The 13066-nt window shown below is 39.9% G+C and carries 10 protein-coding genes and 1 pseudogene; 9 read left to right on the forward strand and 2 right to left on the reverse strand.

All coding sequences use genetic code 11. From position 1 onward, the window contains the following. Positions 1–26 precede the first annotated feature (26 nt). Complete coding sequence (locus BACFIN_RS09715; RefSeq protein WP_007753409.1) at positions 27–3155, forward strand: efflux RND transporter permease subunit; 3129 nt, start codon at positions 27–29, stop codon at positions 3153–3155. Between the two features lie 35 nt (positions 3156–3190). Here BACFIN_RS09715 and BACFIN_RS09710 read toward each other — a convergent pair whose 3' ends face one another. After that, positions 3191–3640: a type I restriction enzyme HsdR N-terminal domain-containing protein gene (locus tag BACFIN_RS09710; RefSeq protein WP_007753411.1), complete on the reverse strand. Its 450-nt coding sequence runs from the start codon at positions 3638–3640 to the stop codon at positions 3191–3193. A 62-nt stretch (positions 3641–3702) separates the two neighbouring features. Here BACFIN_RS09710 and BACFIN_RS09705 point away from each other — a divergent pair, with 62 nt between their 5' ends. The 5 genes from BACFIN_RS09705 (at position 3703) to BACFIN_RS09685 (ending at position 8898) form a co-directional block, all read left to right on the forward strand. Next, positions 3703–4479, forward strand: coding sequence for an AMP nucleosidase (locus BACFIN_RS09705; RefSeq protein WP_007753413.1), 777 nt, complete (start codon positions 3703–3705; stop codon positions 4477–4479). A gap of 21 nt (positions 4480–4500) precedes the next feature. Next, positions 4501–5520, forward strand: a complete 1020-nt coding sequence (gene holA, locus BACFIN_RS09700) for a DNA polymerase III subunit delta (RefSeq protein WP_007753417.1) — start codon at positions 4501–4503, stop codon at positions 5518–5520. A 1154-nt stretch (positions 5521–6674) separates the two neighbouring features. Next, on the forward strand, positions 6675–7145 hold the full coding sequence (locus BACFIN_RS09695; protein ID WP_007753420.1) for a helix-turn-helix domain-containing protein: 471 nt from the start codon (positions 6675–6677) through the stop codon (positions 7143–7145). A gap of 77 nt (positions 7146–7222) precedes the next feature. Next, positions 7223–7999: a dihydroorotate dehydrogenase electron transfer subunit gene (locus BACFIN_RS09690; protein WP_007753432.1), complete on the forward strand. Its 777-nt coding sequence runs from the start codon at positions 7223–7225 to the stop codon at positions 7997–7999. Beyond that, on the forward strand, positions 7987–8898 hold the full coding sequence (locus BACFIN_RS09685; RefSeq protein ID WP_007753435.1) for a dihydroorotate dehydrogenase: 912 nt from the start codon (positions 7987–7989) through the stop codon (positions 8896–8898). Before BACFIN_RS09690 ends, BACFIN_RS09685 begins: the two co-directional genes overlap by 13 nt. Before the next feature lie 217 nt (positions 8899–9115). Here the strand turns inward: BACFIN_RS09685 and trmD are convergent, their stop codons facing one another. Next, the gene (trmD, locus tag BACFIN_RS09680; protein WP_007753437.1) at positions 9116–9793 is read right to left on the reverse strand and encodes a tRNA (guanosine(37)-N1)-methyltransferase TrmD; all 678 of its coding nucleotides are present in this window, start codon (positions 9791–9793) and stop codon (positions 9116–9118) included. Between the two features lie 74 nt (positions 9794–9867). On the opposite strand from trmD, the gene ligA reads away from it, so the two are divergent. From ligA to BACFIN_RS23970, 3 genes and pseudogenes are all read left to right on the forward strand, one after another. Further along, positions 9868–11868 (forward strand): NAD-dependent DNA ligase LigA, encoded by a 2001-nt coding sequence (gene ligA, locus BACFIN_RS09675; RefSeq protein WP_007753440.1) that lies wholly within the window; start codon positions 9868–9870, stop codon positions 11866–11868. 59 nt (positions 11869–11927) lie between these two features. Then, complete coding sequence (gene dapA / locus BACFIN_RS09670; protein WP_007753443.1) at positions 11928–12821, forward strand: 4-hydroxy-tetrahydrodipicolinate synthase; 894 nt, start codon at positions 11928–11930, stop codon at positions 12819–12821. 131 nt (positions 12822–12952) lie between these two features. After that, positions 12953–13066: pseudogene (locus BACFIN_RS23970) on the forward strand (ISAon1 family transposase N-terminal region protein); the annotation flags it as partial.

The raw sequence follows: 13066 nt of genomic DNA on the forward strand, positions 1-13066 counted from the left end.
AGTATTAATCCTAAACTTATAGATCTATGTTTTCTAAATTTTTCATAAACCGACCGATCTTCGCTACGGTGCTTGCACTGCTTATTGTGGTAGCCGGTCTGGTGACACTAAATATATTGCCGGTAGCGCAATTTCCGGAGATTACACCACCGACGGTACAAGTATCGGCCGTTTATCCGGGTGCAAATGCCGAGACGGTAGCCCAAACGGTAGGTATTCCTATCGAACAGCAGGTGAATGGAGTAGATGGTATGCTTTATATGTCTTCCAACTCTTCATCTTCGGGAGCATACTCTCTGACTATCACTTTTGCCGTTGGAACGGATATTGACATGGCAACTGTGCAAGTGCAAAACAGGGTGAGTATCGCGCAATCATCACTTCCGGAACCGGTGGTGGTGCAAGGAGTGACTGTACAGAAACAATCTTCGAACATCGTTATGTTCTTGACAATGGCTTCGCAGGATTCTGTCTATAACAGTTTGTACCTTACCAACTATGCGAAATTAAATCTTGTCGACCAGTTAACCCGTGTGCCGGGAGTCGGTGCGGTAAATGTCATGGGAGCCGGAGATTATTCTATGCGTGTCTGGCTGGATCCTGAAGCTATGCGGATTCGCAATATTTCACCGCAGCAAGTCTATCAGGCCATTCAGGCGCAGAACGTAGAGGTTTCTGCCGGGTATATCGGTCAACCTATCGGACAGGATAATAAGAATGCGTTTCAGTATACGTTGAATGTGCAGGGGAGACTTACCTCACCGGAACAGTTTGGCAATATCATCATCCGTACGGAAAAGGACGGAGCAATGCTTCACCTGAAAGATATTGCACGAATTGATCTGGGTTCTGCTTCTTATGGAGTGGTATCCCGGCTGAATGGGAAACCTACGGCTGCCATTGCTATTTATCAGCAACCGGGATCCAACTCATTGGATGTATCGAAAGGGGTGAAAGCCAAAATGGAGGAATTGGGAGCGAACTTTCCGTCAGGTGTTACTTATAACGTTACGTTGGATACAACGGATGTGATTCATGCTTCCATTGATGAGGTGATGGTGACGTTCTTTGAGACTACTTTGCTGGTGGTGCTTGTTATTTTCTTGTTCCTTCAGAATTGGAGGGCGGTTATTATTCCTTGTCTCACCATTCCGGTCTCTTTGATTGGTACTCTTGCTGTGATGGCGGCATTTGGCTTCTCTATCAATACATTGACGTTGTTCGGATTGATTTTGGCAATCGCCATTGTGGTGGATGATGCGATAGTGGTGGTGGAGAACGCTTCGAGGTTACTGGAAACCGGACAATATTCGCCTCGCGAAGCAGTGACAAAAGCGATGGGAGAGATTACCGGTCCTATTGTCGGTGTGGTTCTTGTGTTGCTTGCCGTATTTGTTCCTACTATGTTGATTAGTGGAATTTCCGGTCAGCTATATAAGCAGTTTGCGTTGACTATTGCTGCTTCGACCGTGTTGAGCGGTTTTAATTCATTGACGTTGACACCTGCGCTTTGCGCGCTTTTTCTCGAAAAGAGCAAACCTTCCAAATTTTTTATCTATCGGGGATTCAATAAGGCTTATGATAAAACGCAGGGAGTATATGACGGAATCGTTAAATGGCTGCTTAAACGACCGGGATTTAGTTTTATTTCTTATGCCATTTTGACAGTTATTGCTGTTCTTCTATTTATGCGCTGGCCTTCTACGTTCGTTCCCGATGAAGATGACGGATATTTCATTGCTGTGGTTCAATTGCCTCCTGCTGCCAGTCTGGAGCGTACACAAGCGGTTGGAAATCAAATTAATGCCATACTTGATTCGTATCCTGAGGTACAGAACTATATAGGTATTACTGGTTTTTCCGTTATGGGAGGTGGTGAGCAGAGTAATTCGGCTACTTATTTTGTCGTACTGAAAAACTGGAACGAAAGGAAAGGGAAGGAGCACACGGCTGCCGCTGTAGTCAACCGTTTCAACGGTGAGGCGTATATGACAATCCAAGCCGGGCAGGTGTTTGCTATGGTTCCACCGGCTATTCCAGGATTAGGGGCTTCGGGAGGTCTGCAGCTTCAGGTAGAGGATAGGAAAAACCTGGGATCTACGGAGATGCAGCAGGCTATCGATGCTTTATTGGCTTCTTACCATACCAAACCTGCTCTGGCTTCTATATCCAGCCAGTATCAAGCAAATGTACCGCAGTATTTTTTGAATATCGATCGGGATAAAGTTCAATTTATGGGTATTGCCTTGAATGATGTCTTTTCTACGTTAGGATATTATATGGGAGCGGCGTATGTGAATGATTTTGTAGAGTTCGGACGTATCTATCAGGTGAAGATCGAGGCGCGTGATCAGGCGCAAAGGGTGATCGATGATGTGCTGAAATTGAGTGTGCCGAATTCTGCGGGAGAGATGGTACCTTTCTCTTCTTTTACTAAAGTAGAAGAACAGTTGGGGCAAGATCAGATTAACCGGTATAATATGTATTCTACTGCGGCTTTGACCTGCAATGTGGCTCCGGGAAGCAGTACGGGGCAGGCTATTCAAGAGATGGAGGCTTTGTTCAAGGAACAGTTAGGTGATGAATTCGGGTATGAATGGACTTCTGTTGCATACCAGGAAACGCAGGCTGGGAATACAACGACCATTGTTCTGGTCATGGCTTTGATTGTCGCATTTCTAGTGTTGGCTGCGCAGTACGAAAGTTGGACCAGTCCGGTAGCGGCGGTTATTGGTTTGCCGGTAGCATTGTTGGGAGCGATGATCGGTTGTCTGATAATGGGGACTCCGGTAAGTATTTATACGCAGATTGGTATTATCCTGTTGATTGCGCTTTCGGCAAAGAACGGAATTCTGATTGTGGAGTTTGCCCGTGATTTCCGCGCTGAGGGGAATTCGATCCGTGATGCGGCATTTGAAGCGGGACATGTTCGTCTGCGACCGATCTTAATGACATCATTTGCTTTCGTTTTGGGAGTAATGCCGTTGCTGTTTGCTACCGGTGCAGGTGCGGAAAGTCGTATCGCACTGGGGGCTGCAGTGGTATTCGGTATGGCAATGAATACGTTGCTGGCTACGGTTTATGTACCTAATTTCTATGAGCTGATGCAGAAATTGCAAGAAAAATTCGGTGGGAAAAAGAAGGTGGCGGGATGATATAATCATCCCGTAGGTTTCATGTAATGATCGATTTATAAAGAAGCATAGTCCGGAATATCTCTCAGAAAAGTATAGCTCTGATTTTCATAATCCATGCGGCAGCAATAGTGCTGCATTCCGTTGCTGACAATCAGGTAATCTACTTTCAGTACCATATTGTATCGGGTAATCTGATCGAAAACGGCTTGCGTGATTTCTACATGGGGAGCTTTATACTCCACAATCATCCGGGCGGAGAGGTCTCTCCGGTAGAGTACTGTATCGCATCTTTTAGTTGTACCGTTCAGCTTTACCATTACTTCGTTAGCTAATAGAGCGGATGGGTATCCTTTGTGTGCAATAAGAAAGTGTACAAAGTGTTGCCGTACCCATTCTTCGGGAGTAAGGGCGACATATCGTTTGCGAATTACGTCAAAAATTACATTTTTTCCGTTTCGTACGTTTATTTTAGTGTCGAATACTGGTAGGTTTAACGATAACATTTATTATTTTTGTAAGTTAAATAACGGGTTCCTTTATTTGGAACCGCAAATTTAATGAAATTATGAAAACAAAAGAAGAAATCGTAGCTAATTGGCTGCCACGTTACACAAAACGTAACTTGGAGGATTTTGGAGAGTATATACTGTTGACTAACTTCAACAAGTATGTAGAGATTTTCGCCAATCAATTTGATGTTCCAATATTGGGTAGGGATGCTAATATGATTTCTGCCAGTGCCGGAGGAATTACAATGATTAATTTTGGCATGGGGAGTCCTAATGCCGCCATTATTATGGATTTGCTGGGTGCTATCCGCCCGAAGGCCTGTCTGTTTCTTGGTAAATGCGGTGGTATCGACAAGAAGAATCATCTTGGAGATTTGATTCTTCCCATTGCGGCAATTCGTGGCGAGGGAACTTCCAATGACTATTTTCCACCTGAGGTTCCGGCGTTGCCTGCATTTATGTTGCAGCGTGCCGTTTCTTCATCGATTCGTGACTATGGACGTGACTATTGGACAGGAACTGTTTATACTACGAATCGTCGTATTTGGGAACATGATGATACATTCAAGGAGTATCTGAAAAAGACTCGCGCAATGGCAGTTGATATGGAAACGGCAACATTGTTTAGTTGTGGCTTTGCCAATCATATTCCTACCGGTGCATTGCTGTTGGTTTCCGATCAACCGATGACTCCGGATGGGGTGAAAACAGACAAGAGCGATAGCCTGGTTACCAAAAATTATGTGGAAGAACATGTGGAAATAGGTATTGCCTCTTTGCGCATGATTATTGATGAAAAGAAAACTGTAAAACACTTGAAATTTGACTGGTAATTCCCGGTCTTGAAAGATATTATGGCAAAACAAGAACTGACGTGTGATGATATTCTCAAGGAGTTGGGTGCTAAACAATATCGTCCTGTCTATTATTTGATGGGGGAAGAATCGTATTATATCGACCTGATTGCGGATTATATAACAAATAATGTGTTGAATGAAACGGAGAAGGAGTTCAATCTAACCGTGGTATATGGTGCCGATGCAGATGTGGCTACTGTCATAAATGCAGCAAAGCGTTATCCGATGATGTCTGAACATCAGGTGGTAGTGGTAAAGGAGGCGCAGGTAATCCGCAATATGGAAGAGTTGTCTTATTATCTTCAAAAACCACTCCTGTCTACTATTCTGGTAATATGCCATAAGCATGGTACGTTGGATCGTAGAAAGAAGTTAGCAGCCGAAATTGAAAAGGTGGGCGTATTGTTTGAATCGAAAAAAATAAAAGAGGCCCAACTTCCTGCTTTCATATCTTCTTATATGAAGCGTAAAGGTGTGGATATGGAACCTAAGGCAACAGCCATGTTGGCTGATTTTGTAGGTTCTGATTTGAGCCGACTGACGGGGGAATTGGAAAAGCTAATCATCACTTTACCTGCTGGTCAGAGACGTGTAACACCTGAGCAGATAGAAAGGAATATCGGTATAAGCAAGGATTATAATAACTTTGAATTGCGGAGCGCACTTGTTGAAAAGGATATCCTTAAAGCAAATAAGATAATAAAATATTTTGAGGAAAACCCGAAAACGAATCCAATACAGATGACTTTGTCACTGTTGTTCAACTTCTATTCTAATCTGATGTTGGCATATTATGCGCCTGATAAATCAGAGCAGGGAGTTGCTAATATGTTAGGACTGAAAACGACTTGGCAGGCTAAAGATTATATAGCTGCTATGAGAAAATATACTGGTGTAAAGACAATGCAAATCGTTGGTGAAATACGATATGCGGATGCAAAGTCAAAGGGAGTAAAGAACAGTTCAATGACAGATGGAGATATTCTTCGCGAATTAGTGTTTAATATTTTGCATTAGTAGGAGCGTTTTTGGTATATAAAGAAAAGACATCTACTTTTACTATAAATAGAATAAAGTAGATGTCTTTTCTATATCCTCTGAAATATGTTTTCTTTTGGACGGTGTAAGTCTATATTTTGAATAAAAAAAACGAACAATAATTTCTACATACTTTCCTCATCTTTTCATGGCTACTTCCTCATCCTTTGGAATTTTTCGTTTATTCATTCATCTCAATTTTATTCGGTGGTGTCCCCAATATCATTCTTTCATCGAATAGGCGTTTTTCTCTTCACAAGAAACTTCACAGAAAAATTTGAATTCCTATCTTGCTTTAAATATCATTTTGATAGTTTGGAGATTAATAGTGGTGATTTTCTTGCTTTTCTCTATTTAAACTAAAAAACAGAATCATAAAATTTGAAGTAAATATTTGTATAACAATGTATTATGCAGAATTAGACCTTTCTAGAATTGAAAAAAAACATCGAAATGGGCTAATGGACGGAAATATTGCAAGGATTTGGTATTTTATGTTAGAATGTCAAATATGATTTGAAGAAACCATAATATACATTCGTGAATAATAGCTTTTTTTTCTTTATTTTATTGCAAGTGCAACTTCTTCTATTTACGCTTGTGTATTTCGTGTTATATATTTGTAATTAATACCCTTGTGAATGCAATACATTTGTACTTTAGTAGCTGGTTGTATAAATGTAAAATAGATAGTTTACAAAGATAGAGTATTTAGTATAAATGTAGTAGGAGAGTGATTAATAGTTATTTATAGGTATGTTATATCATTAAATATCAGTTATATATATACCGTTATTTGATTTTGAACTGTAAATTAGAACTTTATGTGGCATTTATTTTTGTGAATATCATTGTTTTTACTCACTATTGTTTTATGTAATTTGTTTATTATCAGATAGTAATATGTATTTATTAAATAATAACTATGATATATAAATAGGTTCTTTTATCTATGTGTACAATCGTAATATTTCAAATGTGAATGACGATATAACTTTGTAATATTTATATTTTATAGTTGTAATTTGTTTTTGTGAATTTAAATAATTACTTTTGTATTACATTTAAACTTTGATATATTTTTGTGAAAACATCATTTAGTGCGTGGAATTATAACTTTCAATAAAGGCAGTATGGAAATAAAAGACAGAATTAGAATGATTATGGAAAGGGAAAAGGTTCCCCCCAGAGTTTTTGCCGAGACAATCGGTGTTCAGCAGTCTACTCTTTCTCATATTTTAAATGATAGAAATAAACCGAGTCTGGAAGTAGTCATGAAAGTTCACCAGACTTATAGCTATGTAAATCTCGAATGGCTATTATATGGAAAAGGTGAAATGCTTGCTTCTGCAGAAAGTGCTTCATTGGTATCTTCTAATGGAGATTATCAACCTTCTTTGTTTGACGAGAATCCTGTAAATTCGACCAAAGAAACGATTGGCCTGGAAAATCGCAAGGAAATTGCATTAAGAGGCACTGAAAATGTAGCTAAAGGGGTTGTAAAACAGGAAATTAGGTATATAGAAAAGCCTGTTAGGAAAATCACTGAAATAAGAATTTTCTTTGATGATAATACCTATGAAACGTTTAGACCTGAAAAATAAGAGGTAAAATCGCTCGTTTGAGCAAATTCCTGTATCTTTGCACCCGGAATACGAATTTATACTTTTTATATCCATACATGAAGAAATTTATTTTAGATCTGACGGTTACGGAGAATATTAAATTGCATACTAATTATGTATTGCTAAAATTGACATCTCCATCGTTGTTGCCCGAAATGTTGCCTGGGCAGTTTGCCGAACTCCGGGTGGACGGTTCGCCTACTACATTCTTGCGTCGTCCTATTTCTATTAACTTTGTAGATAAACAACGAAATGAAGTATGGTTTCTGATCCAGTTAGTCGGAGATGGTACAAGGCGTTTGGCAGAGGTAAAATCAGGCGATGTGATTAATACGGTACTTCCGTTAGGAAATGGCTACACAATGCCTCACAATGCTTCTGATAAGCTCCTGCTAGTGGGTGGAGGTGTCGGAACAGCTCCTATGTTGTTTTTGGGTGAGCAATTGGCTAAAAACGGTCATAAACCTACCTTTCTTTTAGGCGCCCGTAGTGATAAGGATCTTTTGCAGTTGGAAGAATTCGCTAAATATGGTGAGGTGTACACTACTACTGAAGATGGTAGTTACGGAGAAAAGGGATATGTTACTCAACATTCTATATTAGGCAAAGTACAATTTGAGCAGATTTACACTTGTGGTCCCAAACCTATGATGATGGCTGTGGCAAAATATGCCAAAAGTAATCAGATAGAATGTGAAGTCTCTTTGGAAAATACGATGGCTTGTGGTATCGGTGCATGTTTATGTTGTGTGGAAAATACGACAGAAGGTCACTTGTGTGTATGCAAAGAAGGTCCTGTTTTTAATATAAAGAAACTATTATGGCAGATTTAAATGTAAATATTGGCGAATTGAAAATGAAGAATCCGGTGATGACAGCATCCGGTACATTTGGATACGGTGAAGAGTTCTCTGACTTCATTGATATAGCGCGAATAGGTGGTATTATTGTAAAGGGTACTACTCTTCACAAACGTGAAGGGAATCCTTATCCACGTATGGCTGAGACTCCTTCGGGGATGTTAAACGCTGTGGGACTGCAAAATAAGGGCGTTGAGTACTTTGTAGAACATATATATCCTCGCATAAAAGACATAGAAACGAATATGATTGTAAACGTTTCGGGTTCTACTATCGAAGATTATGTGAAAACAGCCGAAATTATTAATGAACTTGACAAAATTCCTGCTATAGAGTTAAATATTTCCTGCCCCAATGTAAAGCAAGGTGGTATGGCTTTTGGTGTGTCAGCAAAAGGTGCGTCAGAAGTAGTGAAAGCAGTACGTTCTGCTTATAAAAAGACACTTATCGTAAAACTCTCTCCAAACGTCACAGATATCACTGAAATAGCTCGTGCAGCGGAAGAAAGTGGTGCAGATAGTGTATCATTAATCAATACATTATTGGGAATGGCAATCGATGCGGAGCGTAGACGTCCCATTTTATCCACTATAACGGGTGGAATGTCCGGAGCCGCCGTAAAACCTATCGCATTACGTATGGTATGGCAAGTTGCTAAAGTGGTAAATATTCCTGTCATAGGATTAGGCGGGATTATGGATTGGAAAGATGCGGTTGAATTCATGCTTGCGGGTGCATCTGCTATCCAGATCGGTACGGCAAATTTCATAGATCCGGCTGTTACCATCAAAGTGGAAGATGGTATAAATAATTACTTAGATAGACATGGATATAAGTCTGTGAAGGAAATTATAGGTGCGCTTGAGGTATAACTGCAAACATACAATAACTATTCGCACTAAATATATGAGAAAAATGTTATTCTACCTTCAAGTTTTGATCTGTGAAATTGAATATGAAATGGCGAACGAATAAGATGTTTGTGTTTAGTGTGAAGAGTGAGAGCTAAAATCTCCAAGCGGAGGATATAATAAAAACGACAGCAGGAATAACTTATTTCCTGCTGTCGTTTTTATTTACATATCGTTTTTATTCTTCCAGCAAGTCGGGACGAAGTTTCTTGGTGCGCTCCAAAGATTGTTGCAGTTCCCATTCTTTAATCTTGGCTTCATGACCGGATAAAAGAATCTCGGGAACTTTCCAGCCTTTATAGTCGGCAGGACGAGTATATACAGGTGCTGCCAGCAAATTATCTTGGAAAGAATCGGAAAGTGCAGATTGTTCATCGGAGATGACTCCCGGAATGATGCGTACAATAGCGTCGGCCATGACTGCCGCAGCTAATTCGCCACCTGTCAGGACGTAATCTCCGATACTGATTTCTTTAGTGATCAGGTGCTCGCGGATACGATAGTCAATTCCTTTGAAATGTCCACAAAGGATAATAAGATTCTGTGCTAAAGACAGATTGTTGGCCATAGGCTGGTTGAATTGTTCTCCGTCGGGGGTTGTGAAGATTACTTCATCGTACTCTCGCTCCGCTTTGAGAGCATTGATGCAACGCTCGATAGGCTCTATTTTCATGACCATTCCGGCAAAGCCGCCAAAAGGATAATCATCGACACGGCGGTATTTATCTTCAGTGTAGTCACGCAGATTGTGAATATGGATTTCTGCAAGTCCTTTGTTCTGAGCCCGTTTCATAATGGAACAATTGAAGAATCCCTCAATCATTTCGGGCAAAACCGTTATAATATCAATACGCATAATCTTTAATTTTTCGCAAAAGTACAAATATTCAAAGATAAACCCGTATTTTTGCCTTAAACAATCAAAGAAATATGGATATAAAAGGAAGAATAGAGGAATTGCGTGCTGAACTTCATCGGCATAACTATAATTATTACGTGTTGAATGCTCCTGAAATATCGGATAAGGAGTTTGATGACAAGATGCGTGAACTCCAGGATTTGGAGGAGGCTCACCCGGAATATAAAGATGAGAATTCGCCTACTATGCGTGTGGGTAGTGATTTGAACAAGAACTTTACGCAGGTAGCACATAAATATCCTATGTTATCATTGGCGAACACATATTCGGAGGAGGAAGTCACCGATTTCTATGAACGTGTCCGTAAGGCTCTTAATGAAGATTTTGAGATTTGCTGTGAGATGAAATATGATGGAACATCAATCTCATTGACTTATGAGGATGGAAAATTAGTTCGGGCGGTTACTCGTGGAGATGGTGAGAAAGGTGATGATGTGACGGATAATGTGAAAACGATTCGTTCTATTCCGCTTGTGCTTCACGGTGATAACTATCCTGCCTCATTTGAAATTCGTGGGGAGATTCTTATGCCGTGGGAAGTATTTGAAGCATTGAATCGAGAAAAGGAGGTCCGCGAGGAACCACTTTTTGCTAATCCAAGAAATGCAGCTTCCGGAACATTGAAGTTGCAAAATTCTTCAGTTGTCGCTTCCCGTAAATTGGATGCGTATTTATATTATCTTTTAGGAGAGAATCTGCCTTGCGACGGACATTACGAAAATCTTCAGGAAGCGGCAAAATGGGGCTTTAAAATATCTGATCTAATGCGTAAATGTCAAACATTAGAGGAGGTTTTTGAATTTATAAATTATTGGGATGTAGAACGTAAAAACTTACCGGTTGCTACGGATGGGATTGTGTTAAAGGTAAATAGCTTGAGGCAGCAAAAGAATTTGGGGTTTACGGCTAAATCTCCCAGATGGGCTATTGCTTACAAGTTCCAGGCGGAGCGGGCTTTGACTCGTTTGAATAAAGTGACTTATCAAGTCGGTAGAACGGGGGCTGTTACTCCTGTGGCTAATTTGGATCCGGTACAGCTCTCGGGAACTGTCGTGAAACGTGCATCCTTACATAATGCTGATATAATCGAAGGACTTGATTTGCACATTGGAGATATGGTTTATGTGGAAAAAGGTGGTGAGATTATTCCTAAAATCACGGGTGTGGATGTAGATGCACGTAGTTTTATGGTTGGTGAGAAGGTCAGGTTCATCACTACTTGTCCTGAATGTGGCAGTAAATTAGTCAGGTATGAAGGGGAAGCTGCTCATTACTGTCCTAATGAAACGGCTTGCCCTCCTCAGATTAAAGGTAAGATAGAGCATTTTATTAGTCGGAAAGCTATGGATATCGATGGTTTAGGTCCGGAGACGGTTGATATGTTTTATCGCTTAGGTTTAATTCATAATACCGCTGATTTGTATAAACTCACAATAGACGACATTAAAGGATTGGAGCGTATGGGGGAAAAATCAGCTGAGAATATTGTAACAGGAATTGCCCAGAGCAAAACAGTTCCTTTCGAACGTGTTATTTTTGCTCTGGGAATCCGCTTTGTGGGTGAAACAGTTGCAAAAAAGATTGCGAAGTCGTTTGAAAATATAGATGAGTTGAAACGGGCGGATCTTGAAAGATTAGTAAGTATCGATGAAATCGGTGAGAAAATAGCCCAGAGTATTCTTACGTATTTTGCAAATGAGGCTAATTGCGAGTTGGTGAACAGGTTGAAAGAGGCTGGGCTGCAGTTTTATCGTACTGAAGAAGATTTGAGTGGGTATACTGATAAGTTAGCGGGACAGTCTATTGTTATCAGCGGTGTGTTTATCCACCATTCGCGTGACGAATATAAAGAACTTATTGAGAAAAACGGAGGGAAAAATGTGGGAAGTATTTCCGCAAAAACAAGTTTTATTCTTGCTGGAGATAATATGGGACCTGCAAAGTTGGAAAAAGCGCAAAAATTAGGAATAACCATATTAAGCGAAGACGAATTTCTGAAACTTATATCGTAAGATATGAAAAATATTCGTACTTTTGTGGCTAAATAAATTAGAGATTATAATTAAAACTCATGATACAGACTAAATTGAAAGGAATGGGGGTAGCACTGATTACTCCTTTCAAAGAGGATGAGAGTGTTGACTATGACGCGCTAATGCGTATGGTAGACTATTTATTACAGAATAATGCGGATTTCCTGTGTGTGCTGGGAACTACGGCTGAAACGCCGACTCTTACTGAGGAAGAAAAGAAAACTATTAAAAAAATGGTGATTGACCGCGTTAACGGAAGAGTCCCTATTCTGTTAGGTGTAGGTGGTAATAACACTCGGGCTGTTGTGGAGACATTGAAGAATGATGATTTCACAGGAGTCGACGCTATATTGTCTGTTGTGCCATATTATAACAAGCCTTCTCAAGAAGGTATTTATCAGCATTATAAGGCTATTGCCGAAGCAACGGAACTTCCTATTGTGTTGTATAATGTTCCGGGACGTACAGGTGTGAATATGACTGCTGAAACGACTTTGCGTATCGCACGTAACTTCAGTAATGTGATTGCTATAAAAGAAGCCTCCGGTAATATTACACAGATGGATGATATCATTAAAAATAAACCTGAGAATTTTAATGTTATATCCGGAGATGATGGCATCACTTTTCCTCTTATTACTTTAGGAGCTGTTGGCGTTATTTCGGTAATAGGAAATGCTTTTCCCCGTGAGTTTAGCCGTATGACTCGCCTGGCTCTTCAAGGAGACTTTGCTAACGCGCTGGCTATCCATCATAGATTTACAGAATTGTTTAATCTATTATTTGTAGATGGGAATCCGGCCGGTGTGAAATCAATGTTGAATGCAATGGGAATGATTGAAAATAAACTTCGGTTGCCACTAGTACCTACGCGCATTACTACGTTTGAAGCTATTCGTAAAGTTTTGAATGAGCTGAATATTAAATGCTGATTACAGGAGATATTATCAATTTCTGATATATTTATCTAACAAAGGTTCGCCCTTCACCTTTTCATGGGTCAATGTAAAAACCTGAGGGGTAAATTTATAAATTGTTATCTTTGTCTCCAAATTCATAGCTTATGGAGTTAAACGGTTATCGCCTTCTTCTTCCTGAAGGCACTTTAGACTACTTTGATCTTGTTGATGTGAAGGAAAGTGTAAATGAAGTTGTGTTCTACCTTGAGGAGAAAAAT

Origin of the sequence: Bacteroides finegoldii DSM 17565 (assembly GCF_000156195.1) — a bacterium.
Lineage (GTDB): Bacteria > Bacteroidota > Bacteroidia > Bacteroidales > Bacteroidaceae > Bacteroides > Bacteroides finegoldii.

Excerpts from the sequence above, each read along its gene's own strand:
- BACFIN_RS09715 (WP_007753409.1), top strand. The coding sequence starts at position 27 with ATGTTTTCTAAATTTTTCATAAACCGACCGATCTTCGCTACGGTGCTT.
- BACFIN_RS09685 (WP_007753435.1), top strand. The coding sequence starts at position 7,987 with ATGGCAGATTTAAATGTAAATATTGGCGAATTGAAAATGAAGAATCCG.
- BACFIN_RS09705 (WP_007753413.1), top strand. The coding sequence starts at position 3,703 with ATGAAAACAAAAGAAGAAATCGTAGCTAATTGGCTGCCACGTTACACA.
- BACFIN_RS09695 (WP_007753420.1), top strand. The coding sequence starts at position 6,675 with ATGGAAATAAAAGACAGAATTAGAATGATTATGGAAAGGGAAAAGGTT.
- dapA (WP_007753443.1), top strand. The coding sequence starts at position 11,928 with ATGATACAGACTAAATTGAAAGGAATGGGGGTAGCACTGATTACTCCT.
- trmD (WP_007753437.1), bottom strand. The coding sequence starts at position 9,793 with ATGCGTATTGATATTATAACGGTTTTGCCCGAAATGATTGAGGGATTC.
- BACFIN_RS09690 (WP_007753432.1), top strand. The coding sequence starts at position 7,223 with ATGAAGAAATTTATTTTAGATCTGACGGTTACGGAGAATATTAAATTG.
- holA (WP_007753417.1), top strand. The coding sequence starts at position 4,501 with ATGGCAAAACAAGAACTGACGTGTGATGATATTCTCAAGGAGTTGGGT.
- BACFIN_RS09710 (WP_007753411.1), bottom strand. The coding sequence starts at position 3,640 with ATGTTATCGTTAAACCTACCAGTATTCGACACTAAAATAAACGTACGA.
- ligA (WP_007753440.1), top strand. The coding sequence starts at position 9,868 with ATGGATATAAAAGGAAGAATAGAGGAATTGCGTGCTGAACTTCATCGG.